Source organism: Pedobacter frigoris, from assembly GCF_032678645.1.
Classification (GTDB): Bacteria; Bacteroidota; Bacteroidia; order Sphingobacteriales; family Sphingobacteriaceae; genus Pedobacter; species Pedobacter frigoris_A.
On the sequence record NZ_JAVTSP010000002.1, the window covers coordinates 936,275 to 961,615 of the forward strand.

Annotated in this window: 27 protein-coding genes; 17 read left to right on the forward strand and 10 right to left on the reverse strand. The window is 40.0% G+C overall.

The genetic code is table 11. The features are described from left to right. The first annotated feature begins 49 nt into the window (after window positions 1-49). Together R2Q78_RS10310 and R2Q78_RS10315 are read left to right on the forward strand one after the other, a co-directional pair. Window positions 50-1,804, forward strand: coding sequence for an ATP-binding protein (locus R2Q78_RS10310; RefSeq protein WP_316791461.1), 1,755 nt, complete (start codon window positions 50-52; stop codon window positions 1,802-1,804). Window positions 1,805-1,809: 5 nt separating this feature from the next. Beyond that, window positions 1,810-2,262, forward strand: coding sequence for an Lrp/AsnC family transcriptional regulator (locus tag R2Q78_RS10315; protein ID WP_316791462.1), 453 nt, complete (start codon window positions 1,810-1,812; stop codon window positions 2,260-2,262). A gap of 270 nt (window positions 2,263-2,532) precedes the next feature. Here the strand turns inward: R2Q78_RS10315 and R2Q78_RS10320 are convergent, their stop codons facing one another. Next, window positions 2,533-2,892, reverse strand: coding sequence for a hypothetical protein (locus R2Q78_RS10320; RefSeq protein WP_316791464.1), 360 nt, complete (start codon window positions 2,890-2,892; stop codon window positions 2,533-2,535). A gap of 186 nt (window positions 2,893-3,078) precedes the next feature. On the opposite strand from R2Q78_RS10320, the gene R2Q78_RS10325 reads away from it, so the two are divergent. The 5 genes from R2Q78_RS10325 (at window position 3,079) to R2Q78_RS10345 (ending at window position 11,292) form a co-directional block, all read left to right on the forward strand. Further along, complete coding sequence (locus R2Q78_RS10325; protein ID WP_316791466.1) at window positions 3,079-3,648, forward strand: RNA polymerase sigma-70 factor; 570 nt, start codon at window positions 3,079-3,081, stop codon at window positions 3,646-3,648. A gap of 85 nt (window positions 3,649-3,733) precedes the next feature. Continuing rightward, window positions 3,734-4,939, forward strand: a complete 1,206-nt coding sequence (locus tag R2Q78_RS10330) for a FecR family protein (RefSeq protein ID WP_316791467.1) — start codon at window positions 3,734-3,736, stop codon at window positions 4,937-4,939. A gap of 248 nt (window positions 4,940-5,187) precedes the next feature. Beyond that, window positions 5,188-8,469: a SusC/RagA family TonB-linked outer membrane protein gene (locus R2Q78_RS10335; RefSeq protein ID WP_316791468.1), complete on the forward strand. Its 3,282-nt coding sequence runs from the start codon at window positions 5,188-5,190 to the stop codon at window positions 8,467-8,469. 26 nt (window positions 8,470-8,495) lie between these two features. Next, window positions 8,496-9,932, forward strand: a complete 1,437-nt coding sequence (locus R2Q78_RS10340; protein ID WP_316791469.1) for a RagB/SusD family nutrient uptake outer membrane protein — start codon at window positions 8,496-8,498, stop codon at window positions 9,930-9,932. Further along, window positions 9,916-11,292 (forward strand): TlpA disulfide reductase family protein, encoded by a 1,377-nt coding sequence (locus R2Q78_RS10345; protein WP_316791470.1) that lies wholly within the window; start codon window positions 9,916-9,918, stop codon window positions 11,290-11,292. Before R2Q78_RS10340 ends, R2Q78_RS10345 begins: the two co-directional genes overlap by 17 nt. Before the next feature lie 131 nt (window positions 11,293-11,423). On the opposite strand, the gene R2Q78_RS10350 is transcribed toward R2Q78_RS10345, so the two are convergent. The 4 genes from R2Q78_RS10350 to R2Q78_RS21900 form a co-directional block, all read right to left on the reverse strand. After that, a complete protein-coding gene (locus R2Q78_RS10350) occupies window positions 11,424-11,723 on the reverse strand; it encodes a hypothetical protein (protein ID WP_316791472.1) in 300 nt (99 codons plus the stop codon). A gap of 593 nt (window positions 11,724-12,316) precedes the next feature. Beyond that, a complete protein-coding gene (locus tag R2Q78_RS10355; RefSeq protein ID WP_316791474.1) occupies window positions 12,317-12,760 on the reverse strand; it encodes a MauE/DoxX family redox-associated membrane protein in 444 nt (147 codons plus the stop codon). A 10-nt stretch (window positions 12,761-12,770) separates the two neighbouring features. Further along, complete coding sequence (locus R2Q78_RS10360; protein ID WP_316791476.1) at window positions 12,771-13,247, reverse strand: hypothetical protein; 477 nt, start codon at window positions 13,245-13,247, stop codon at window positions 12,771-12,773. A gap of 308 nt (window positions 13,248-13,555) precedes the next feature. After that, window positions 13,556-13,786, reverse strand: coding sequence for a helix-turn-helix domain-containing protein (locus R2Q78_RS21900; RefSeq protein ID WP_410478482.1), 231 nt, complete (start codon window positions 13,784-13,786; stop codon window positions 13,556-13,558). Between the two features lie 352 nt (window positions 13,787-14,138). Between R2Q78_RS21900 and R2Q78_RS10365 the strand changes: the two genes are divergently transcribed. Next, the gene (locus R2Q78_RS10365) at window positions 14,139-14,612 is read left to right on the forward strand and encodes a hypothetical protein (protein WP_316791478.1); all 474 of its coding nucleotides are present in this window, start codon (window positions 14,139-14,141) and stop codon (window positions 14,610-14,612) included. 32 nt (window positions 14,613-14,644) lie between these two features. Here R2Q78_RS10365 and R2Q78_RS10370 read toward each other — a convergent pair whose 3' ends face one another. The 3 genes from R2Q78_RS10370 to R2Q78_RS10380 form a co-directional block, all read right to left on the reverse strand. After that, complete coding sequence (locus tag R2Q78_RS10370) at window positions 14,645-15,430, reverse strand: competence protein CoiA (protein WP_316791480.1); 786 nt, start codon at window positions 15,428-15,430, stop codon at window positions 14,645-14,647. A gap of 39 nt (window positions 15,431-15,469) precedes the next feature. Then, window positions 15,470-16,255, reverse strand: a complete 786-nt coding sequence (locus R2Q78_RS10375; protein ID WP_316791482.1) for a hypothetical protein — start codon at window positions 16,253-16,255, stop codon at window positions 15,470-15,472. A gap of 176 nt (window positions 16,256-16,431) precedes the next feature. Beyond that, the gene (locus tag R2Q78_RS10380; protein ID WP_316791484.1) at window positions 16,432-17,247 is read right to left on the reverse strand and encodes a hypothetical protein; all 816 of its coding nucleotides are present in this window, start codon (window positions 17,245-17,247) and stop codon (window positions 16,432-16,434) included. A gap of 502 nt (window positions 17,248-17,749) precedes the next feature. Here R2Q78_RS10380 and R2Q78_RS10385 point away from each other — a divergent pair. Continuing rightward, window positions 17,750-17,956 carry a DUF2281 domain-containing protein gene (locus R2Q78_RS10385; RefSeq protein ID WP_316791486.1) on the forward strand — a complete coding sequence of 69 codons (207 nt, stop codon included), beginning with the start codon at window positions 17,750-17,752 and terminating at the stop codon, window positions 17,954-17,956. Continuing rightward, window positions 17,956-18,153 (forward strand): type II toxin-antitoxin system VapC family toxin, encoded by a 198-nt coding sequence (locus R2Q78_RS21905; RefSeq protein ID WP_410478483.1) that lies wholly within the window; start codon window positions 17,956-17,958, stop codon window positions 18,151-18,153. The genes R2Q78_RS10385 and R2Q78_RS21905 overlap by 1 nt, the downstream gene beginning before the upstream one ends. A gap of 139 nt (window positions 18,154-18,292) precedes the next feature. On the opposite strand, the gene R2Q78_RS10390 is transcribed toward R2Q78_RS21905, so the two are convergent. Together R2Q78_RS10390 and R2Q78_RS10395 are read right to left on the reverse strand one after the other, a co-directional pair. Continuing rightward, complete coding sequence (locus R2Q78_RS10390; RefSeq protein ID WP_316791487.1) at window positions 18,293-18,805, reverse strand: hypothetical protein; 513 nt, start codon at window positions 18,803-18,805, stop codon at window positions 18,293-18,295. Between the two features lies 1 nt (window position 18,806). After that, a complete protein-coding gene (locus R2Q78_RS10395; RefSeq protein WP_316791488.1) occupies window positions 18,807-20,423 on the reverse strand; it encodes a hypothetical protein in 1,617 nt (538 codons plus the stop codon). A 393-nt stretch (window positions 20,424-20,816) separates the two neighbouring features. Here R2Q78_RS10395 and R2Q78_RS10400 point away from each other — a divergent pair, with 393 nt between their 5' ends. The 7 genes from R2Q78_RS10400 to R2Q78_RS10430 all read left to right on the forward strand — a co-directional run bounded on the left by R2Q78_RS10400 (window position 20,817) and on the right by R2Q78_RS10430 (window position 25,314). Then, window positions 20,817-21,221 (forward strand): hypothetical protein, encoded by a 405-nt coding sequence (locus R2Q78_RS10400; RefSeq protein ID WP_316791490.1) that lies wholly within the window; start codon window positions 20,817-20,819, stop codon window positions 21,219-21,221. 42 nt (window positions 21,222-21,263) lie between these two features. Continuing rightward, on the forward strand, window positions 21,264-21,440 hold the full coding sequence (locus tag R2Q78_RS10405; RefSeq protein ID WP_316791492.1) for a hypothetical protein: 177 nt from the start codon (window positions 21,264-21,266) through the stop codon (window positions 21,438-21,440). Between the two features lie 437 nt (window positions 21,441-21,877). Beyond that, the gene (locus tag R2Q78_RS10410) at window positions 21,878-22,504 is read left to right on the forward strand and encodes a Crp/Fnr family transcriptional regulator (RefSeq protein ID WP_316791493.1); all 627 of its coding nucleotides are present in this window, start codon (window positions 21,878-21,880) and stop codon (window positions 22,502-22,504) included. Window positions 22,505-22,731: 227 nt separating this feature from the next. Next, window positions 22,732-23,214: an ORF6N domain-containing protein gene (locus R2Q78_RS10415; RefSeq protein ID WP_316791494.1), complete on the forward strand. Its 483-nt coding sequence runs from the start codon at window positions 22,732-22,734 to the stop codon at window positions 23,212-23,214. Window positions 23,215-23,246: 32 nt separating this feature from the next. Beyond that, window positions 23,247-24,068 carry a Bro-N domain-containing protein gene (locus R2Q78_RS10420; protein WP_316791495.1) on the forward strand — a complete coding sequence of 274 codons (822 nt, stop codon included), beginning with the start codon at window positions 23,247-23,249 and terminating at the stop codon, window positions 24,066-24,068. A 177-nt stretch (window positions 24,069-24,245) separates the two neighbouring features. Beyond that, a complete protein-coding gene (locus tag R2Q78_RS10425; protein WP_316791496.1) occupies window positions 24,246-24,614 on the forward strand; it encodes a hypothetical protein in 369 nt (122 codons plus the stop codon). Between the two features lie 55 nt (window positions 24,615-24,669). Continuing rightward, on the forward strand, window positions 24,670-25,314 hold the full coding sequence (locus R2Q78_RS10430) for a DUF6266 family protein (protein WP_316791497.1): 645 nt from the start codon (window positions 24,670-24,672) through the stop codon (window positions 25,312-25,314). Window positions 25,315-25,341: the final 27 nt, after the last annotated feature.

The following is a 25,341-nucleotide window of genomic DNA, read 5'->3' on the forward strand; positions in this document are numbered from 1 at the left end:
GTGATATTTGCAGCATGGTAGAAATTGGATAATTAATAAAAATATAATCATGAAGATAAAAACTAAACTTCGCCTCGGATTCGGATTCTTATTCGTGGTAGTCATCTTCTTCGGGGGCATATCCCTGTATTACATGAATAAGATCTCCATCAGCTCGAAAGTTATTCTGAAGGACAACTATGAAAGCCTGAAATATGCCCGGGAGATGCGGACGATACTGGATGACAATGAACTGCCGCTTGTCCCGACTGTTAAAAATAAATTAGCAGCCCAGCTGCAGCTCGAACAAAAAAACATCACGGAGAAGGGAGAAGCCAGGGCTGTTGCCGCACTTGCCAAAGCCTTTGGAGAATTGACACTACCGGGCTTAGGGCTGGAAGCCCAGCGGGCGGCAGTCCGTAAAATGCACCTGCAACTCCGGATTATTGATGAAGTCAACATGCAGGCCATAGTAAGGAAAAATGATGCTGCCCAGGCTAGTGTAGAGAAAGCAGCTACTTACCTGATGTTTGCCGCCTCGTTGTGTTTCATCATTCTGTTCTCTTTTAGTGTGAACTTCCCGGGTTTCGTGGCCAATCCTTTGAGAGAATTCTCTGAGGCGATCAAAGCCATCAGCAGGAAAAATTACAAACAGCACCTGGAATTTAAGGGCAATGACGAGTTTTCCGAACTGGCAGAAGAATTCAATGCCATGACTGCCCAGCTCAATAAATGGGAGAACAGTAACCTGGCCAAATTGCAGTCTGAAAAGATGAGGATAGAGGCCATTATCGGACAGATGCAGGATGCGATCATTGGGCTGAACGAAAAAAACGAGGTGCTGTTTTTGAATCAGGTAGCGGGGCAGCTTCTGAATCTGAACGAGAAAGATGTAATTGGGTCAGATGCGCTGGAACTCATGAAAAAAAATGACTTGCTCAATACCCTGATGCAATCAGGAGGTAATACCAAACCGATGAAGATTTATGCAGACGGTAAGGAATCTTACTTTAAGCTGGAGCGCCGTGAGATCCTGGTACCTGTTTTTGAGGACCAGCATGACACTGTGATCAAAGAGTCGAGAAGAACAGCAGGTGAAGTCTACATTCTTAAAAACGTAACCGAATATAAAGAACTGGATGAGGCCAAAACTAATTTTATTGCTACCGTATCACATGAACTCAAAACCCCGATCTCCTCTATCAAAATGAGTCTAAAGCTGTTGGATGACGAGCGTGTAGGTGATATGAATAAAGAACAGAAAGAACTGATCCAGCACATTAAGGAGGATTGCGGCCGTTTGCTGAAGATTACCAGTGAGTTGCTGGATCTGTCACAGGTAGAAACCGGCAACCTGCAACTGAATTTCGTGAAGTCCGATCCGCGTAAGATTGCCATTTATGCGATGGACGCGGTCAGGTTCCAGGCAGAACAGAAAACTATAGAACTGGAGCTGATTTCAAGAAATGACTTGCCGAAGGTAAATGTAGACACCGAGAAAACGGCCTGGGTACTGGTCAATTTCCTGTCCAATGCGATGCGTTACAGTTCCCAAAAATCAAAAGTAGTTATCCAGATTATAGAGAGCGGGAGCGACATCGAGTTTTCTGTGCGGGATTTCGGGAAAGGTATAGATGAACAATATCAGAAACGGTTGTTTGACCGCTACTTCCAGGTGCCGACTGATGGCAACAACAAGTCCGGATCGGGACTGGGACTGGCGATTTCAAAAGATTTTATTGAAGCGGAAGGTGGGAAGATCTGGGTGGAGAGCGAGATTGGTGAAGGAAGCAGGTTTTGCTTTTTATTACCAATAGCAGAATAGAAAAAATGAACCCTATAGATGAGTTTGATTTACAGATTTTAAAGCAACTGGAGAAAGACGGACGTATGGCGTATTCAGTTATTGCCCTGACTTTAGGTGTATCGAACACCATGGTCCATCAACGGGTTTCAAGGTTGTTGGAGAACGGGATATTAACAGGAATTAAACCCACTGTAAATGAAAAGAAACTAGGCTATGACTGGGGAGCTTTTACAGGCATAGCACTTGAAAAGGATCATAATTCAAACGAGATCATTGAAACTTTAAAGAACATTCCGGAGGTAACAGAGTGTTATTATATTACCGGCGTTTATACCTTATATATAAAAATTGTTGCCAAAAATCATGAACACATGAGACAACTGCTATCGGAAAAAATAGACAACATTCCCGGGATTGCTAAAACAGATTCTATTATTGAGCTTGGCTGTGCATTCAAACGAAATATTATCGGATAGTATTGCCGTCTTAGAGAAACGGCGGGGTATAAATATCCCGAATAGCGGTTATTTTAGTTTGCTCAAGATATGCTGGTTTCGCGTTGTCTTTGATGTCCTTTCGGCCTGTGTTCGTGTAACTACACTCAAAATGAAATCACTATGCAATTCCTACATAACCGTTTGAAAAGCCGTAGCCCTTCCAACCCTTGAGCAACTCCTATGAAGGGGTTGTGATGTGCTCTTGTCGATACGAATGCATACCGAAGGCATGTAAGAAGGACAGCGAAGCTACAATCTGATCCTTGGTCTTTTTTTTCTCGGTAAATCCGTCTGGGTTTCTTTTTGTAGATTTTGTAAAGCCGGTACTTCAGTCTCCTGTAAGGACATTCTTTTAACTGGTTTTTGTTTATTGAAAGCGGCTTTAACACTAATTTTCCTATCCCCTATATTTGATCCGTCTAATGCTTCTATCGCTTTATCTGCTGCATCTTTTTCCGGGAACATCACAAATCCATAACCCAAACTTTTACCTGTTTCCTTGTCTATAATTATATTCACCCAGCCAATCTCTCCAAAAGGATCAAAAAGTGCTTTTAAGGCAACCTCATCCGTCTCAAACGGAAAGCCCACAACAAAAACCTTTGCCATTACCGTATTCTTTTATGATGCAAATATAAGAATTCTAGTTTCTCGTGTAGTTTGTTTTCTAATCCGTTTTAGCAATAAAAAACTAAAATTTATTTTTCGTTGTAGTTGGTTTATGAGTAAGAACTTATATAATCTTGCAAAAGAAATTGCTTAACTTTAAAGTAACGGGGCTTATTCATAAAATTCATGGCGACTTACAGCGCATATTCTGATCAGGAACTGGTAGCATTGCTAAAGAATGGAGATCATATGGCTTTTGGAGAGATCCATAAGCGGTATTATCCTGTGTTGTATAGCCATGCTTATAAACGCTTGCCTTATCGCGAGGAAGTTAAAGATATATTGCAGGAGCTTTTTGCATTTATCTGGACTAATCGTGAATCTCTTTATTTTACCTCCGGACTCTCTGCCTATTTGTATACTTCAGTTCGTAACCGTGTGATCAATGTCTTTTCCAAGGATAAGATCAGGCACGAGTATGCGAGTTCTTTTGCAAAGTACAGCGAGGAGGGGGATAATGAAACGGACGAACTGCTAAGGCATAAAGAACTGATCGCGCTTATAGAGAAAGAAGTAGCGGCTCTTCCTGATCAAATGCGCAAAGTTTTTGAGATGAGCAGATTTCAGCACCTGTCGCATAACGAGATTGCAGAGATCACGAATACCAGTCCGCTTACGGTAAGAAAACAAATCCAAAATGTGCTTAAGATATTGAGGACAAAACTCAGTTCGGCGATATTCTTCATATTATATTAATTTTTTTTAATCTTCAATACTCTATACCCCGGTTTGACCTGTCTAATATGTATAAAGCGGGATAATGTATTTTACAAATTAGGTTATGACAACTAAACAGGCAGAGGAAATCATCCTGAAATTCGAAGCAGGAACTGCAACCGAGGAAGAAAAATCAAGGTTGGAAACCTGGTATGCCCGCTTTAAAGACAAATCAGGGAATGTTCCGGTAGACGAATTATTGCAAGACCAGCGCGAAAGCTGGATGCTTCTTGAAAAAGAATATTTAAATAGTAAGCAAGTTAGCTTGTGGCCAAGGATCGCTGCGGTTGCAGCGGCCGTGACGGCTATCACTTTAGGCGTATGGTTTTACAACATCTCTAACACACCACGTCATCCTGATACTGAAACAAGTTCAGCACAGGCTGCGGTCAATGACATAGCACCGGGTAAAAACGGTGCGACGATTACCCTGGCCAATGGTAAAGTCATTCAGTTGAGCGATGCGAAGAGTGGGGTTGTGATAGGGGAAGACTTAAAGTATAGTGACGGTGAGATCCTTCGCGATGCTCTGGATGACAAGGGGGGCGTTTTTTCATCCCGAGTTTCGAGGGATCTAGTCGCCAGCACTACCAAAGGCCAGACTTACGAATTCATTTTACCCGACGGTACACATGTATGGTTGAACGCCGACTCAAGAATTTCGTTTTCTTCTCAATTTATTGGAAAAACACGCAAAATTTTGTTAGAAGGTGAGGCATATTTTGAAGTGGCAAAGAATAAAAAAGTTCCTTTTATAGTACAGACAGATCAACAAACTGTTGAGGTGCTGGGCACTCACTTCAATATAAATAGCTATAAGGATGAGGGAAGCGTAAAGACGACGCTGCTTGAAGGCTCAGTACTTGTCTCTTGTCTTCCCGCTACTGCAAATAATAACAACTCCTCTCTCCATAAGGGTGTCTCTCCTCAGGGAGGAGAGAGTGGCGTAGTGCTTAAACCCAACGAGCAGGCCAGTTTAACTGCCAATAAAACTATAACAGTAGATGAAGTAAACCCAAATGAAGCCATTGCCTGGAAAAACGGCAAGTTCATGTTTAATGATGAGTCTTTAGAAAGCATTATGCGTAAAATAGAAAGATGGTATGATGTGGATGTTGAATATCAAGGGGTAGATCCGAAGGAAACCTTTGGTGGAAGTGTTTCGCGATTTGAAAATGTTTCTAAAGTGCTGAAAAAGTTGGAGCTGACGGGAGGTATTCAATTTAAAATTGAAGGAAGGAAGATTGTAGTGAGTAAGGGCAGGAAATAAGAATCATCAAAGATGGAGCTAACCACTCCTGTAACTAACATAAGTATCAACTAATCTTAACCAACTAAGAAATGAAAAAATTCTACAGAAATGATCCTTGAATGGACGCTTTAAAATAACAAAGCCAAATCCCGGTAACCGGAACCTGGCTTTTGTTTGGATTATTAATAAAAACAAGTTTATCAATTGAACTGCGAGTGCCCCTGCTTCGAAACTAAAGGCATTTCGCATCACCAAACTAAACACTAATGTACAGAATAAATCTCAAAGAAACAGGGATACCAATTGGGTATGTCCATAAAATATGGCTTGTTATGCGCTTAACCACCGTTATATTGATAGCTACTTTGATGCAAGTGAGTGCCGCAAGCGTGGCTCAGAAAATAACTATGCAGCAGAAGCAAGCCAGCTTAAAAGAAATATTTACTCAAATTAACCTGCAAACAGGTTATGATGTAGTCTGGAAATCTGAGCACCTGAAAAATACAAAACCAATAACAGTTAATTTCATAAACAAGGAAGTAACTGCCGTATTGGATGAAATATTGCCTGATCAAAGTTTAGTCTATACTGTAGAGGATAAAACCATCGTAATATCTAAAAATCAGGATAAATCGCCGTCAGGCCCGAATAAGATATTACCAATACGTATAAAAGGCCGCGTGGTGGATGAGCAGGGACAGCCTCTTGTTGGTGTAACTGTTAGTATCGTAGGTACCAATATCGGGACAGTTACCGACCAAAACGGAAATTATGAAATTGATGGAGAATCCGATGGCATCTTGATCTATACATTTGTAGGATTTCAGGCCATGCAGATCAAGATCAACAATCAATCAGAAATAAACTTAACATTGATCGAATTCACTAGTGAGTTAAAGGAAACTGAAATTAAAGGATATTACAATACAACCAAAAAACTAAATACAGGCAACGTAATTACTGTCACGGCAGAGCAGCTACAGCGTCAACCAATTAGCGATCCTATTAATGCACTTCAAGGATTAGTACCAGGTCTTTTCGTGCGCCAGACTTCCGGCGTTGCTGGAAGAAAAGTGAATACTAGGATTCGTGGCACAAACAGCCTTGCCAATGGAAACGACCCCTTATTTATTGTAGATGGTGTGCAGTTTACCTCAACTGAATTTAACGCAGGCAGTGCAAATACATTCACAGCGGGTGGAACAGCGAGTCCCTTCAATTACCTCAACTCTGCGGATATAGAGTCCATTACAATATTAAAAGACGCAGATGCTACGGCGATCTATGGTAGTCGCGGTGCAAACGGTGTTATTCTCATCACCACCAAAAAAGCAGAACTAGGTAAGCCGAGACTCACATTGAACATCTACACAGGGCTTGCCAAGGCTGATCAACGATTGCAGTATATGAACACCGAAGAATACTTGAACATGAGAAGGCAAGCATTGAAAAATGATAACCAGCCCGTTCATGACTATGACATAGATTTAAATGGAATTTGGGACAGCACAAAGTATACCGACTGGCAGGACTATTTCATTGGTGGAAGTTCGCAAATCACGGAATCTAACCTTAGCTACTCCGGTGGAACTCCACAATTAGGTTTTAGGATTGGTGGGACATATCGTGAAGAAGGGACAGTTTTTCCAGGGAATTTTAAAAATAAGAAAGCCGCATTTAATTTCGCCCTAAATCATAGGACTGCAGATGAGAAATTTAACCTTTCATTCAGGGGATCTTTCATAGCGAACGGAAATAACCTACCTGCAGCAGGAATCGAGACCAGGCTTGCGCTCGCTCCGAATGCTCCTGATGTCTACAATCCTGACGGCACATTGAACTGGGCAAATTCAACCTGGGAAAACCCCATAGCCGCATTCCTAACAAAGGTTGATGAAAACTCAAAAAATCTTATCGGGAATCTTGTTGCAGGATACAAAATATTAAAGAATTTAGAATTCAAAAGCAGTTTCAGTTATAATTATATTGATTTCTCACAAGTTAACGCGACCCCGGCAACGGCTTTTGATCCTACCTCCACAATCCCTATTGCGTTTCGGCGAACCCGACGCGAAATTAACAGTGGTATAACTACATGGGTAGTTGAGCCGCAACTAAACTTTAGTAAGGCGATTTTTAATGGCAAACTCGATATCCTAATTGGATCAACTTTTCAGTCAACCGATAGAAAAAATGAAGCAATAAGCGGCACGGGATATTCTAGCGATCAATTATTAAATACGCTTGCAGCCGCATCCAGCGTAACCGGAAGGGTTAGCACCCCAACAACGTACAGATACAACGCAATATATGCCAGGGCTGGATATTCCTATCAAGAAAAGTATGTTCTAAACCTTACTGCCCGTCGTGACGGTAGCAGTCGTTTTGGTCCGGGTAGGAAATTTGGAAATTTCGGTGCACTTGGACTTGCGTGGGTGTTCTCTGAAGAAAATGCCATAAAGAAGAATCTTACATTTCTGTCCTTTGGGAAACTCAGGTTCAGTTATGGAGTTACAGGAAATGATCAGATTGGAGAGTATAAATATCTGGATACGTACACCACAACAGCAATTTCCTATCAGGGTGTTTCGCCGCTTATTCCTAAACAGGTTACCAATCCAAATTATGGATGGGAACGAGTAGATAAAAGAGAAATAGCACTCGAGCTCGGTATATTCGAAAATAGAATTATGGTAAATACTAGTTTGTATCGTAATAGGACTAAGAACCAACTTGTAGATTACGGAATTTCAGCGGTAACCGGTTTCGGTACGGTAAAAGCAAATATACCAGCCGTTATTCAAAATAGTGGAATCGAGATAGATGTATTATCCAACACTTTCGAAGGGAAAACCTTCGAGTGGTCAACAGCAATAAATCTCACAGTGCCAAGGAACAAACTCGTTTCCTATCAGAACTTGGAAGCTTCAAGTTACGCGACTAGATATATTGTTGGTCAGCCAATTAATTCTCTATCATCACTTTATACATACTTGGGTAAAGATGAAACAACTGGAATGTATAAATTTCAGGATTACAATGGTGACGGTACCATTACATCTACCCAGGATCAGAAACTACGTTTTATCGGCCAGAAATTCTACGGTGGATTGAACAATCATTTTAGATACCGTAAGTTCGAGGCAGACATATTGTTCCAGTTCACAAAGCAAAATGGGTTGGCATATTATATGACAGGACAACCTGGCCTTTTGAATCTGGGATATGGTAACGAGTTTTCGAACAACTCAGCCAGCGCCATTCGTCCACCACTAACTCAAGCAAATCCATCTATTTTTGAGAATACCAGTCAGTTTTTGTCAAGCGATGGACAAGTTACCGATGCCTCTTACCTACGCCTTAAAAACGTATCTATAGCTTACAATTTCCGTTTCAACAAAGCGAGAGTTTCCTGCTCGATTTATGCTCTTGGACAAAATCTATTTACTGTTTCAAACTATGTTGGTTTTGATCCGGAGATCCCCTCCAATGGAATTGTCCTTCCTAATCTAAAGACAATAACGTTCGGTGTGCGGCTTACCCTATAGATGTTTTACTTAATTAAATCCAAACCATGAAAAAATTAATCTCAACATTAAGCATATTATCTGTTTTTTTCCTAACCGGTTGCGAAAAATTTGTAACAGTGGACCCGCCCGACAGCGAATTGGTAACTAAAACTGTATTTACAAGTGATGAGACAGCGATCTCAGCAATAACCGGTTTATATGGAAATATGATGAGGTCTAACATTGCCCTGTCTTATTATATATCATTTTATTCAGGTGTTTACAACGACGAACTGGACTATCGTTTAACAGGCGCATTGCCGTTGACAGTCTATAAATATGCACTTAACGCGAAGGATGCACCGACTAATACATTCTGGATAAATGGCTACAATTTTATCTTTAATGCCAACAGTATAATTGAAGGCCTAAATACATCAAATGGAATGTCGGATGCTGTTAAAAATCAATTAATGGGAGAAGCTCTCTTCATTAGGGCTTTTTGGCATTTCTATCTAGCAAGTTTTTACGGCGATGTACCCTGGGTAGAAACTACCAATTACGTTGAAAACTCGCGGGCAAAAAGGACTCCATATGCAACTGTATTGAATAAAGTCACAGGTGACCTCAATGAAGCTAAATCTTTTCTATCTGAGAAATATGTAGCCGCAAATTCCATTAATGAAAGCTCAGAGAGGATACGTCCGAATAAAGCAACTGCCTCGGCACTCTTGGCCAGAGTTTACCTAGTGCAGGGCGACTGGCAGATGGCGGAAAAGGAAGCAACATTGGTAATAAATAACCCTTTGTACACAATAGAAGCTATTAAAGCGGTCTTTAAGCGGCCAAGTAAGGAGGCCATATGGCAACTAGAACTGCCAGCTAGTACTACTTTCTATAATTCCTATGAAGGTAACTACTTTCCGCTAACTCGCAAGCCAAGCGGAACTTCCTCTTTCAGGTGTTCAACATTATCGAAAGATTTACTGGCGACATTCGGAACAAAAGATTCCAGGCGTCTTAATTGGATAGGCACCTTTTTAGACCAAACTACTGTGCCAGCCACTGAGTATGTATATCCCGCGAAATACCGCGCTGCGACTTCGACGACAGTAGATGAATATACGATTTGCTTTCGCCTTTCTGAAATGTACTTAATCAGAGCCGAAGCCAGGGCAAAGCTTTCAAATATCGACCTTGCAATTTCAGATACTGATATGATACGTAACAGGGCAGGTCTTGACCAGCTGAAAATTATTCGGCCATCGATAGGGCAAAGCGAACTGGTAGATTCCATTTCAAACGAAAGAAGAAGAGAATTTTTCAGCGAATGGGCAATAAGGTGGATTGATATCAAGCGAAAACCAAACATGGATGAGATCATGGCTAAGATCGCTAATAGCAAGGGAGTGTTGTGGAAACATGAAATGGCATTTTGGCCACTACCGCTAAATGAAATAGTTAACAATAGCAATTTAAAACAAAATGATGGCTACAAATAGAAGCAAAGTAGAAGGTGTAGTCATGGGTATGTTCAAAAGACCTTTTAAAGTGTTGACGGGAATATTGATCCAATTGATAATACCAATTATTGCGGTTGCCCAAAGCAAATACTATCCGGAGATCGGCAAAAGTGTTCCGCCATTTGAATTTACAAAGTTTGAAGGACCTGTTAAACGTGAATTGAGTAATAACGGGTTAAAAGGTAGATTTGTAATCCTCGATTTCTGGAGTACAGGGTGTGGAGCATGTATAGCCAGCATGCCCAAAATGTACAGTCTGAGCGAAAAATTTAAAGACAAGGTAGATATAATCTTAGTCGGGATGGAGGAAAAGCAACGAAGTATCAGCGGGTTATATAAAGTAATTAAAGAAAAGAACAATCTGGATTTAATTTCCGCTTACGATTCTTTGTATTTTCATAAGTTTGTTCATTCTACTGTGCCATACCTGGTGTGGATAGATCCCCAAGGTATTGTCAAAGCCATTACGACTAATGTTGAGGCAACCGAAGAAAATTTGATTAATTTTATCTCTGGTTCATCGTTTGCATTTAAAGATGTCAGCTTTGCCGCTTTAGGAAACAAGACCTTCACTATTGACTACCATAATCCACTTCTTGAGGATGGAAACGGTGGACTAAATCCAAAGCAATTATTTCGCTCGGTTTTATATAAGTGGGAGTTAGAAATGGGAAATGGACGCTACTCTGATGTGGATCAGTTTTTGCGATTATATAGCAAAAACAGGTATCAAACTACAAGAGCTAACCTGTTTTTGCTCTATCGGCTTGCATACTTTGGAACAGGTAGCTATTTGGCTAATGACATTAGCCCTAAAGTCGTGTTAAAAACTCGTGATACCTCCATGTTTTCATTCAGTTATTCGGGTAATGGTAAAGGGCTTTATAATTATTCTGTTGAGGTTCCAATAGAGGAAGCAAGCACAGACAGAATCATGAGGGTGATGCAGGAAGATCTTCATAAATATTTCGGATTTAAAGTGAAGATTATTGATTTGGAAACACCTTACCTTGCCTTAGTGGTAACGGATAAAAAAAAGGTAGCAAAAATAATTGGAAAAAATGGAAATGAAGATAGTAATTGGGGGCCGGAACTTCGGAAAGCTATATTATTTAATTTCCCAGTAGAGCAGCTAAAGGTTTATATTGGTAAATACCTTCCCGACAAAAATGTTATATACGATGAGACAAATCTGCAAGGATATATAAACATTAGTATGCCTGGCAAGCAACTGACAGAACTTGCAACTTTAAGAGCATCTTTAAAAAAAATTGGTCTTGATCTTAAGCCATCCCATAGGACGATGAAAACTTTAGTCATAGAAGATGATTCGAATTAAATCAAATTATTGAGGGGAACGTTTGAAAATCCTGATAATTCAAGTACCCTTATAAATGAGCGATAGACCGATCATGATCATGATCGGTCTATCGTTTGCAAAAAATGTTCTTACAAAACTTTCGCCATTTATTATGGTTCAGTAATACTGTAAGGGTCAATACATTCCAGCAGTTGAGTTTCCGGATTAAGTACTCTAGCGGAGTAGATGATCGCTGAAACTGCAGGGCCTGATGGTGGTGTTACAAGTTTAGAGCAATCAGGCAGATTGATAAATGGACACGCAACGTCAACAGTACCTTGCAGGCATGGAGCTGTTGGAGATACTTTGTAGAATACTGTAACCAGCCTAGTTGCCTTTGCTGTGGCAAACGCGCCTACTGTAGCAATTACAACCAGCATAAGTGCAGCGATGAGATTTCTGAGTTTCATAATGTTAACAATTTTAAATTTAAAATATTCCTACTCTGTTTGGAAAGGGTTTTCGGATACTCCCTTGTTGCGCGCAATTAATATAAAAAAAGCAATCAATTCTCTAGAACATGTGCGACTCGTCTCTGTATATTAAATGGATCTATAAATTACGATTGGTGAGTGAATAGTGTCAAAGTAAGTAGCGATACTGATTTTTAGACGCTTCAACATAATTTTTATTTTAGTCGCTCCTGTGATTCAGGGTGCTGGTTCGGTATCGCTATAGGGGTCAGCGCATTCAAATTGATTTGTACGAGGACTAAAGACCCTAGATGCATAAATCGGTGCAATTATTGGTGGACCCGAAATTGGTGTAATTACACGAAAGCAATCTGGAATATTAATAAATGGGCAAACAGATAATACCGTCCCTTGCAGACATGAACCAGTGCCAGTGGTCTTGTAAAATATATTTATAACGCGTACATTTTTAGTTGTTGCAAAAGCTGCGGCAGAACTTACTAATATTGATATTATTGCTACTATACAATTTTTGTATTTCATCTAACATAGTTTTGAAGTAGTTAATCAGGAGATAGGATTTTATCCAATTATCTGGGCCTTACCGTGCTGAAATTTTCGGGTGTACCACTTCGCCGGGACATTACCCAACCTATTGTGGCCAGAGCCGTGAAGAATATATTAAATATTAGGTGTTGTGGCCACGAAAGTTCACGTATTATGCCGCCGCATGTGCATGGCAGCTCCTCTGAAAATCCAAGTACTACCGCGACATAAATCGTAAAAATGGTCATCAGAATGAGCGAGAACATTAACCCAATCTTCCTTTTTGCCGGCATGAGCAACAGTACCGAACTAAGTATCTCGGCTCCAGGTATAATGATTGATATGGGAAGCGCAAGACTTCCTAACCACGGTGAACGCTGTAGATCGTGCAGGTAGAATGAATAGGTAAACAGCTTGCTTAGCGCAGTGTAGAGAAATAATAATACGAGTGCATAGGCGATAATGTCAATAAATGTTTCCTTGCGCATACTTGTGGATTTAATTGATGATTTTCTTCAAATCGCTCATTTCCGGTTTTCCTACGAATTGGCCGATAAGGTATTTATCCTTGTTATAGACGAGTGTGAGAGGTGTGCCCCTCGTATTATATTTTCTCGCAAGGATACCTGCATCCTCAATTCCAACAATTATATTCCTACAGGTGTCAAGTTTCAGGTGGTTGTAAAAAACCATCAATTCATCATAAGAGTGCCTCGTCACCATATAGATATTCGTGTGCGCAAAGTTCTGCATGTTTGCTAAGATATATTCCGTTTCTTCCTGGCATTCCCGGCATGCTGGATCAAACTGAATTAAAACAATGGTCTTTCCATAAGGAATATCCTTAGAATGGAAAACCTTAGTAGTATCTGGCAACTTGATCGAAAACTCTGGAATAGATTGAGGCATTTCCCCATTTTGACAACTTAGCGTGCCAAGAAATAATATTGTTAGAATCAATAAATGACTTCTCATTATTTACTGCGGTGTTTGAAAAATATATAAAGTAAGTGAAAGAACCATCCATGGCGGATACTCAAGACTGAACGCCCTTAGATGAATAGCTTACTTGCTATTAAAAGACTATAAACAAAACTTAAACATGTATTCAATAATTGGAAAATGTTAAAAAGCTAAATATGGTTACTGAGTCTAATGTTATACTAAATGGTCCTTCGGGTTATTTGATCTGTTGTCTATCTGTGTCTGTAGATGCAAATTAAAACGGAATTGGCAAATAACAATGAATTATCACCTATCCGAAATCGGATTTTTTAACTGCATTATTTTTGCAGCATAATGCTGACTGGTGGGTTAACGAAAACCTTCTTAAAAGCCCGCGAAAAGTTTTCTGGAGACGTATACCCTAGTATTATGGCAACTTCTTTAACTTGTTTCCCCCCTTGCAATAACGCTAAAGCATATTCCATAGTTATGCATAGATGATAGTGGAAGTAGAAACGTTGTGCATGGGCAAGAAAGATGTTCAAATATTGGTCAGCTTGATAGCACATGCACAACGTTTAGAACGGCATCTGAATGAGGAACGAACTATTCGCTGATAAATTATGCAAATAGGCGATAGTAAACGTCTATTTACGGATCACCTCTCTTACCTTTGGTCTTCTCTCCTTATTAAGGAGAGATATTGGTTCCTCTCCACCTTTCAGGGGGAGATACTGCTCGCAGGAGAGGGGGTGCTGAACCAAACTTAATTATCCCGTGTTAACCAACCGAATTATCTTTGCGCGGTTCTAAACCGGATTGAAGTAAAAGAGTTTTCATCAGATTTGGCTTTAGGCTTAATATCTGAAATAGATTTCCAGTGAGTTTTGCTTATCTTATCAGCATAATCAAATTAACCATATGAAATCATTAGTACAATTTCTGCTAGAAACCGAGCAGGAGAATCTACAACAATTCCTAGTCTGCAGAAACCAGGAACTTGCAGGAATCAAAGAATCAACTTATTTCAATCGATATTCTATTCAGCTAATTGTGACGGGCGATCCAGAAATGCTAATGGAGCACCAGATGTATCGCAAATTTGCGAAGACAAATAATCTTTATACGGTTCATCCAGAGGATAAGAACGTCCCCGTCAAAAGGCATTACCATATTGTTGATAAGCATAAACGAGAAATCTATGCCATCAATACAGACGGAACAGCACATCATAGGTCCAGCTCAGGTGTCACTATACCAAAAAAGGAAGCCGAAGAATTAGAAAAGTTAGGTGTTGTGATTCCAGAAAACAGGCTTATCGAATCGCAGGATCAAAAGATAAATGAATGCATTGAGCATAGCTGGAGCATAATACTAATTATCTATGGAGAGTAGTAGAGGACTATTCATATGTTATCATCAAGCCCCTAACGCGATCTGCTCATTTGCAATTTGTGCATCTGCCATAATCGTTCAGTGTTGTTTTCCTGGTTTTCCCATTCCTCCTTGGCTTTAAGTAATTCCTTCATAATGCCGTCGACCCGTACTGACCATTCACCATTTATAGTAGTTTTTATAAAGGCGCTGCGCGGTATTCGTGCGAGTGTTGCCCTTCTTGCAAAACGTACAGGAAATAAGCAGTAAAGCGGATTCCTGGAATCTAAATGATTATTCACCGACCCAGTACCCAGAAAATCAAAAAGAACAGGGACTGAACTGTTGAGCCATGCTGAAGGAAGGCATTTATCTGGATGGGAAATATGGGAAATTCCTAGTTGGCTGGTAGGTAGAATATGGTTCTGGCCCTTAAGAAAGCGTGGGTAGTCATGGACAAGGCGTGTACCATTAACCACCCAAACCATGTTCTGATAAAAGTTCTCCCTGGCCGTACGCTCTTCTGGTTTTAAGTGAGAATGCTGAAACTCTATGACCAGACCATGATCAGTTCGGACATCTGCAATATGTTTTTCACCTGTCTGTATATCCGGCATGAAGCATTCCTGCCAGAGGTGGGGAAAGTTGTTTTTCCAGGAGCGGTGCCATTCCGTTTCAGTTTCCCACCACTTATCGCACATTTCCAAGCTCTTGTGTGCCCAATGGTGGACCCTAACCGTCCCGCATTTTGCGATAACAAGCTCCCCGCAACCCCGACAGGAACCATTTAGCCCTGTTTGGGCCTCTACAAGTTCATCATTATTTAAGGCAAAGTGCATGTGCTGTATTAGTTGGATGCTTTAACGGGGTAGTGGGTGTTATTTTCTCTTCGTGGAATCCCTACCTTTGCGTACCGCTATTTTATTTAGGCTATCTGTTTTTAGGACCACAATCGATTTTAGACTGTCATTGCTATATTTCAATTTCTCTTTCTCAATTCCCAGGACAACGTTTGATCGTTTTAATTCAAAAGACTCGTTATTAGACCTGGTGTTTTCTACGAGCACCCCAATGCCAAAAGAACCACCCAAAATCGCAAGTAGGATTCCAATAACAGTAACTAACTCGCCAGTCGGAAGGTTGACAAAAGCAGTCCATAACTTTTTGAATGAAACACTGTCTAACTGAATAGTTTCTGTTTCCAAACGATTAATCTCCGCATCCCGTGCTTCAATCTCATTTAAAAGTTCTTCCTGTGAGGTGAGTGCAGAGTCATAATTTTTTATTAATTCGTTATAACCAGGGACGAGTTCATTCCAATCTTTTAATAGATCATTATATTTTCCTTCAAAACCTTTCTCGAAAGCCGCCTTCTTTACAATTGCTATTTCAGCGTAGTCTTTTATAAATTGAATATATGAGGCCACTAGCTTTTTGGCAGTATCTTTACCTTCATTTAGCACCCTATTTTGGTTTGCCGTAATATAAGTATCAAATCTTATCGAGCTGACTTGCAACCATTGTGTACCATACTGGAATATCTCCCGTAAATCTAAAACAGTTCTATCTACCCAGGCTTTTGGATTAAATGGATAATTATCAAGTTCGCGAAGTCTGTCGCTCAAAATCTTGATGGCGCTATTTGGAGGTATGCTCAGTTTCATTTATAATTATTGTAATAAATATCTTATTTAATTAAAGGTTACACTGTTAAATGTGTGCGGGTTGTTTCTTAATTAATTTGTATCAAACTACCTATAGGATATATGGAACACGATTTTTTTCACGATCTGCATACAAGGTTGTATAGTCCGGCACCTTAAGAGTGAATAAAAGCCTTCTATTTTTCGACTATTCGCGGATTTGGTACATAATACAAATTTCCATTTGCATTTTTACCATCAGCATCTGTCGGGATAGCTGTTAGAAACCATTTAACCGAGCTGATAGGTGCTGAATTTCGGATTGAGTATTCTATTTCTGCAGGGCGATAAATATCTATCACCTTCATTTTTGAATTGTTCATGGGATTTTTAATATAGATATTATCGCTAAATACATTCATTCTTCTATAAGGAATAACAGTATTGTTTCGCTCTGTATATTTTTTGTTTACAATCTGATCTGCCATTACATTTCGGGAATCATAGGCCATATTTGTTAGTGCAGAAATAGAACTTTTTATATCTTGTACATAGATCTCGGTCTTTGCGAAATCTGATGGTTTTACGACAGAGAGACTAATACTACCATACCCATTTTCAATATTATAACCTAAAAGATAAGATTCAATTGCGGTTGGCATTGGAGGATCGGTAGGATCATCAAGATTGATATCTAAGACTTTTTTTTCATCATAGATGATGCTTATTACCCTAAAATTTCTCGTTGTGCCTGTTGATGGATAAAGTTTGGCATAAACCCCTAAAGAAAAAACATCGTCGCATCTAAAAAATCTGCGGGATGTAATGGGATCATCTACTGAAGAATCATGAAAGATCATAGTATTGGCCTCTATAACATACTGGGAGTTGGGTTGGGCTGCATTTGAACTTTTACTTGCGCTGTTTTGTCCCGCCGACTCAGTTGTCTTTGAGTTTTGAGTACACGCTCCAAGTAGTAGGATGCCGAGTGTCAATAAGTAAAGATATTTCATAGTTGATTCGTTTGGTTTTTAGAAGGTACTAATTTTATTGTGATTGTAAAATAAATTTCCCTGATTTTTCTGCATTACCAACAATAGAATTGCTATTGTGTATGGAGGGGGGTACTTGGGCCTACCTCATTACAGACGAATAAGATCGTGCTTACTCGAATTTATCATTTATTACTTTAATAAATCTTTCCCCGAATGGTGTAATCTTAACTGTAACAGCTTCCTTGTCAAATTTATCATGGTCAATAAATGTCATCGGCAATAGATCTTGTGTTGCAGTTTTTACATCAGTTATTCCAAACGAGTGAAACTGAAATAAAGACGGGTCGCTGCGTGTAGATGGGTAGCCATACAAAGAAGGAGATTTGTGCTCTCCACCTTGCAGGGGGAGATGTCACGGTGTGACAGAGGGGGTAAGAAATAGTTTGGTGCCTGGAAAAAATCCGACATGGTTATTGTAGAAGAAATTTTGTAAATTTGTAACAGATCAAAAGCAAAGTATATGACTTCATTATCACTATACACAAAATTAGAGACATTACCTCCCGAACTTAAATCGGAAGCTAGTGACTTTATTGACTTTCTGATTGAAAAAGCTAAAAAGAAAAAGCTAAAAGCACCCACACCTAAATTTGGTAGTTTAAAAGGTAAGATTAAACTTTCAGATGATTTTGATGCACCATTAGAAGATTTTAAGGATTATATGTAATGGCGTATTTGTTGGATACCCATACATTCTTATGGTTTCCACTTAGCTTCGATCATACTTCAGGAGTAATTGACTTACCCCTTCACCATAGGGATCCATTTGACAGGATGATCATCTCGCAAGCTATTACTGAAAACTTAACTATTATTTCGAGAGACCAACATTTTCCAGATTACCCTGTTGATGTATTTTGGTAACTTAAACACTCTGTAAAGATGAATTACATGTTGCTTGTCTGGTAAGCAGCCTTAGCTACGTACCATATAATTGCCCTTCTGTATTGGTACTTGGCCGATAGACATCGCTATGCTTTTGATAGTTCCCTATTCTACAAAATTAGTCCCGATACAAATACGTTTGAACGCCCTTTAATTGCCATTTATGCTCCGTTCTTTCAAAATACCATGCCATATTAGACCCAGAAGATCTATTAGGTGAATATAGTGCCGCTATGATTAGCACTTTACTATTGTCTGCAGAAAAAAGTGCTGGAGCAAAAATTAAAGTCTGGGAACCCGGGGTAGCCGTTTTTACAGCGCCATTGGATTGTTTTTTCACCCACTTCAAAGGGTAGTCTTTAACTGCTCCGGTGTCTACATTGCTCAGGAATTCAATCCATTCTTTTTTATTCCAGGGTTTTTCCGGTGATTGATCTAGGTTGCTTGTTGCTTTGAAATCGAAGCCGTCAAAAGATCTTTTCTTGGTCGATGGGAAAACATTCAATTTGTTTCCTTCAGCTTTCAAGTTTTTTAGAACATATTGATGGACCAAGGTTCTATCATCCGAGTGTTTGCTTTGGGCAAAACCTGAGTTGCTGGCGATTAGCAGTATTACTATTATAATTCTCATTTTAACATCCTTTTTTATTGGTGGAACCTGCGGCATTGTTTTGTTCTTTTAATAGGGTAACCTGTATTCTTGACTTATTTGGTGCATATTTTCTGTAGGCTTTTGTCTCTGAGAGTCCACCCCACGCTAGATCTTTGCAATATTCTTTCAAAGACAATGTAGGATTTGGTGAGGTGATTCCCCGGCTTATAGCGTAGTACTCAAGCATTACGCCCAGTTTGTCGACGTATTTAGCGGCAATAAGCTGATGTTGCGCATTGTTTTGATTATCAAAAGGAGTGCCGTCTTTTTTAAAAAGCAGATCATTTGCCTCAACAAATTCCGCATAAGCAGGATCTGTTGGTTTGCTGATGCCATAAACAAAATAGGCATGCATCAACTCATGTATCATTGTTCGAGCAACCGCCAGGTCTGTCGCCTGATTAAGATAATTCTTATTGAAAGTAACGCTCACAACTCCACCCACCGCTCTTGTTCTGGCATTAACCCTTGTTATAGCTCCTGTTTCTGCATCTGTTTCATCCGCGATTACCTCTTCCCTGATTTTAACATTCCAGTCATTAGAGTTGGAGAGTCTCACTATCATTCCTGCTACTGTGTTATGATCTGTGATATCGGAAAAAATGCTTTCATAAGCTGAAACAATGGTTCCGCTTATACTGACGTTTGAAGCAATTGAACTTAGACATGGCCTAGCTTCGGAGTCAATTTTCAGATCATAGCCCGCCCAGATATTTGCTGCCTCTGTTCCGGTGCTTCCCCCATTTCCATTACCTGGTCCATATGGATCGGAAGGTGAAGACCCACCTCCTTGAGGAATACAGCTTGTGTAATTGAGTATAGCATTTAGTGCGGTTTGCGCGGTCTCATCACAACCACCAAACGCTCTGACTAAATCAAAAACTGCATTAGAAAATGCGTTATAATAGTTTTCACAGACTTCTCCCTTGTTACTCTTTTGAGTCGTTGGGGATACAGGGGTATACATCGGGTCAAGACCATTCCTGATATAATCAAGGTACTGTGGCCCATAATAAGTATCAATCCAAACCTTCAGCCCGTGCGGGATATAACATCCTCCCCTAATTACTACTTCTTCCAGATTATCCCCAGTCATCCTTTTATTAGAATTCTGAATGCTCTGAATTTTCCCAAACGCTGTTTTATTATTGAGGTTTAGTTTCCGGGTAGAGATTTGTTTATACTTTTCATATAATATGTCCATGTCTTTACGAAGGGCCAGACTGTTGTTGATTTGATCATAGTTTTTGGAATAATAGCTACGAAGCCATTGCTGTTGGTCTTCGAGAGTTCGGAGAGTCTCAACAGAAATGTTTTCGGAATAATAAGCAGTTGCATCATTTATCGGTTGCAGGTAACTCCCTAGAAGCAGGAATATTTCCTCGGCATTTGCTTGAGGATGTTCCTGCTTGATTTTGCCTAAGAGATATGGTAACCATCGCCCGTTATGAGCTTGTCCCCAGTTAAAAATGATGTTTTCATTCGGTAGTTCTTTAGTTACCTGATCAGGAGCGTCATTTTCATTTTTTTTACAAGAACCGATAAATAGAGTGCATAACAATAGTGTAATGATTGAAAGTGATAAATTGATTTTCATAGAGGTTGTAAAGTACAATGGTTGTAGTCTTAATTTATGAAGGTGGGCGCTTGGAAAAATCTAATGAGTCTATTGACAAGTTTCGTTAGATAAGAAGAAACATTCATGGAGCGGGTTATTTCGTTTGAGGTTATAACGAACAATAGCGTTGGAACAGGAAGATTTTTTTATTAAAGTTTAAACCTGCATCGAGAAAGTATAACGGCGGAAAGTGTAGTCAAAAAATATAATTGAAAAGAATTATTTAAGAACGGAATACTCTATAAGCACCTCCCGACTGTCTAAGGTTTAATGAATCTATGAAAAGGAAAGGGAGAGTTACAATTTAAACTTAATGGAGCAGGATTGTTGATCAGGCTCTCCCGCCTTTTCTAGCACTGAATTACAAAAAATATGATAGAAATAATCAAAAAATTGACAAGCTTGAGTTTACTGGATTTCTTGATGAGGGATAGGGAACTTAAGGTATTTACCAATAAGCATGTGATTAGCATCTGTTCTTATGAACCTGGAAAAGTTACGCTGTGCTATCTGCTACAAGACCAGACTGATGATGATATGAGAGAAGTAAGGCTCTGGTCTGATGATATATGTGTAGAAGAGTTTATAAAGGAATTTGGTGTAGAGGTATTTGAGGATTTGGAAAAGATAAGGCTTGAAGATGTGTGGGCGCTTTACAGGGCAGATCGTGGTTATTTGACTTTGTTTGATGGTGTGGATGATGTAGACATGAGGATTACTGATGGTGTGAAGACTTTGGAGGAAGTATTGGTGTTTGGAGTCAGGTCGTTTGAATGAAAGAGATAGCGAAAGTAGAATTGTTTTATTAAAATTTGGGTTATGAGATTTAGTTATAAGAAACTTTACGAATCGGTAATCTCGGAACTGGAGTTTCTGAAAAAGGAAAGAGAGAAATTGAAGGAGGAGAATAATTTATTGGATCGCATACGTGAGATACAGGCGAAGCATTTGCTGGACAGAGAAAAGAAGATAAAGGAGATGGGAGGGAAGATTTAGAATAGGGGAAAACTGGTGAGGGCGTCATCAGGGTTTGGTTCGGGATCAGTCGCGATTTGAGAGCATAGCGACTGCCGGGCTAAGCCAAGTAAAGTCAAAGTTTTGATAAATGGTAATGATAATTGAATAAAATATAAAAAGATAGTAAGACCGGGATTCTGACCTGTAGCGCAGCGGAAAGATACGTAGTAAATAAGTTCAGGATGACGTAACGACAAGGTCAGCACAGGCTGGCCACCGCAAAAAAGAGACCGCATAGGAAATGCGGTTTTTTTAGTGATAATATTTAGTTGTGAAATTTTTTAACATAAAAAGCAATTAAATATATATAATGAATAAAATGAACAGCCTGATTAGGCATTTCTGGGTTTCTTCGCATTCGCTCTGAATGACAAGGCCTCGGGAAAAATCATCAAATAACAAATAATAATAAATTAATGCTAAACAACAGAAAACCCTTTGGAAAACTAATGAATGTATTACACGGTATAAATCCTGATATGCCATTGCCCGGGCCACTGGAGCCTTATCTGTGGGAGAACATGGGGCCTGGCCCTTTTTGTAAAGTGGGACGCACGCTGGAGTACGAAGGAGAGGTACCGAAGAATGCCTATTATGTAGTCAGTGGATTTGTAATCGTATATGGTTACAACAGTAAAGCTGATCGTTATGTGATGCGGATTTATGGTGAGAACACCATCGTGGCAATGGATTGTTTTATGAGACAGCAGGTTTCTAAATATACCATTGTGGGCTGCAAGGATACGCTGGTCTGGAGTATCAGCAACACTCACATGCAGCAGATCTATAAAGATTTAGAAGGCATGAAGGATGTGGCCTGGCAAACGGCTTCTAAGTACAGTGATCACATGGAAGAAATGAAAAACCGCCTGCTCAGCAAAACGATGGAGGAAAGGGTATTGAAGTTCTACAAGTATTTTGATAGGTTGCTTCCGGCGACTAAGAGTCCTGTAAGGGATGTGGATATTGCTGATTATTTACAAATGAGCGTTGCCTCACTGAAGCAGCTCAGAAGAGTCTTGAAAGATCAAGGGTTGTTGTAGTGGGATGCAGCGGAGGTTGCCAACCTCCGCTGCATTGAATGAAAAACTCTCTCCGGCCCTTAAAATATTGTTGTTGTGAAGAGGAATTTGTGGGAGAAGCCAAAATACTGGCAAAGTATTTATTAATTTGTAATTAATTACAATTAATTAATTCTGATATTTTATTAATTAATAGTTTGTTTGTTTCTGAGATTTTTGCGATGTTTACTAGAAATAAATTTTAAGGTATGAGAGAGATACAATTGGCATTTGAAGCAGAAGGGATTAAAACAGAAATTATGACGTTTCGGGGGAAACGGGTAATGATTGACAGGGATTTGGCAAAGTGGTATGATATAGAGATAAGAGTTTTGAATCGAGCCGTAAAGAGAAGTACAGAACGGTTTCCTGTAGATTTTATGTTTCAGTTGACTCAGGAAGAGAAACAAGAACTGGTAACAAATTGTGACCGGTTCGCCTCCTTGAAGCATTCGTCGTCAAGGCCCTATGCTTTTACCGATCTTGGCGTCGCTATGCTTTCTTTTGTACTGCGTAGCGATACTGCGGTTAAAATGAGTATTAATATTATTGAAGCTTTTTTCAATATGCGTAGATTCTTAAAAGAAAATCCTCAGGTATGTTCGAAGCTTAGTGATTTGGAACGTCAGCAATTAAAAATAGACGAGAACTTTGAAAAGGTCTTGGATGCTTTAGATAGCTGTAGCGTTTAAACTTGGGTATTAACTTGCTATATTAGATTTATATGGATATCAAACTGTTTGAAAGTAAACGAATCCGTTCGGAATGGAGTGATGCTAACCAGAAATGGTATTTTTCTGTGATTGATGTAATTGAAGTTTTGACGGAGAGTAATGATCCGAAAGACTATTGGTACAGAATGAAAAAGCGAGAGAAATTGTCTGGAGTTGAGTTATCGACACTTTGTCGACAACTGAAGTTAGAATCCTCAGATGGAAAAAAATACGCTACGGATTGTAGTGATACAGAAAGCTTATTGCGTATCATTCAGTCAGTACCCTCACCCAAAGCAGAGCCTTTTAAAATGTGGTTGGCTAAAGTGGGCTATGAGCGGATGCAGGAGATATCTGATCCTGAGCAAAGTCTGGATAGGGCGAGGGAAAACTGGCAGAAAGCGGGAAGAAGCGAAAAATGGATTCAGCAGCGTATGTCGGGTCAGGAAACCCGGAACAAATTGACTGATTATTGGCAGGAGCACGGTGTGCAAAGGGGTGATGAATTTGCTTTGCTGACCAATATTATTCATCAGGAATGGACCGGGATGACGGTAAAGACACACAAGGATGTGAAAGGTCTGGAACGTCAGAATCTGAGGGACCACATGACTGAGGCGGAATTGCTGTTTACTGCACTGGCTGAGCTGTCGACCAGGCAAATTGCAGAAAGTGATCAGGCAGAAGGTTTGAATGAAAATGCGATAGCCGGTAAAAAAGGGGGTAAAATAGCAAAAGATGCAAGACAGGCATTAGAAGCAAAGACTGGAAAGAAAGTGATATCTGAAGAGAATTTTTTACCCGCTGCCAAACGGCCTAAGAAGTTGAAGTAATGTGTTCAGAAAATCAGTCTGTGCTATTGCTGTTCCGGCATCTTGATTTGAGTGGGCCTGTGTAAATATTATCTGCAGATGAACAAGGATTGTTATAATCCGGGGTTTCGGTATAATATTGGCTCATTGTAGTGAAGCTCCCTTCTTACTTTTGATCATCAAATATTTATTAACCCTATGAGCAAGAAAGTAAGAAGGGAGCAACCCTTTAACATCAGTATTTATAAGAAACCGGATAATAAGGCTTCGTTGGTATTTAGGAAAAAGGCGATGTTGTTTCGGATCACAACCATTGAACGGGCAAAGGAATTTGCCAGGCATGTGAATGAATACCTTGATGACTTGAAGAAGGGATGCGCTGATCCTTACTTTATCCTTCAGTTTCAAAGTCCAAGGAATAAGAGCTGGGTACTGGAAATTGGCATGAAGGAAGATAGTCTGATGGAGCTGAACCTCTGGTTGGATGAAGGCATCAAAAGTATGAAGCGCTGCTTCAAATGGATTGGTGATGTAACGGATTTAACGCGTCTCTCTCTGCCTTTTTAATAAGGCATCTCCTATTAGGAGTAAAGCAAAATTCACCATCATAAAATAAGAAACGATGGGAAAATTAACAGGAGGTCCGTACTACCATTTGGTGGGCAGGACAGGTAACAACGTTGGCCGGGTTGTAAAAGGCAAGAATGTCTTTTCTATGCGCCCGGCAAAATCTAACAGGCCGCCAAGTGAATTGCAGCTGAACCAAAGGCTGAAATTTGGTATGATCACAAAGTGGCTGGGAAGTGGAATCAGCGATTTTGTAGCGCTTGGATTTCAGGATTTTGATTCGGAAATGACCGGTTTTAATGCTGCAGTGCAGTACAATCTGGATCATGCGGTAACGGGTTCGGCACCGAATTATGTGATCGATTATCCGAATGCGAAGCTGAGCCGTGGTAAGCTGAGTTTGCCGGCTACACCGGAAGTGGCTGCAGTTGCGGGACAGGCATTGGAATTTACATGGGGTGCTACAGTAGGTTCGCTGAATGCGAAGCCTGGAGATCTGGCGGTGTGCATCGCTTATTGCGATATGCTGGACTTGTTTGTGATGAGTGTTGGTGCAGTGACACGTGTGGCATTGGAGTATGAGCTGGATTTGCCTGCGGATTTTGCAGGGGAGTCTGTGCATTGCTGGCTGGCTTTTTTGAGTAGTAACAAGAAACTGGCTAGTATCAGTGCTTACTTAGGGGCTGTTACGGTGACGTAGGGTTTAAGACCTTGAGGCAGGCTCCCA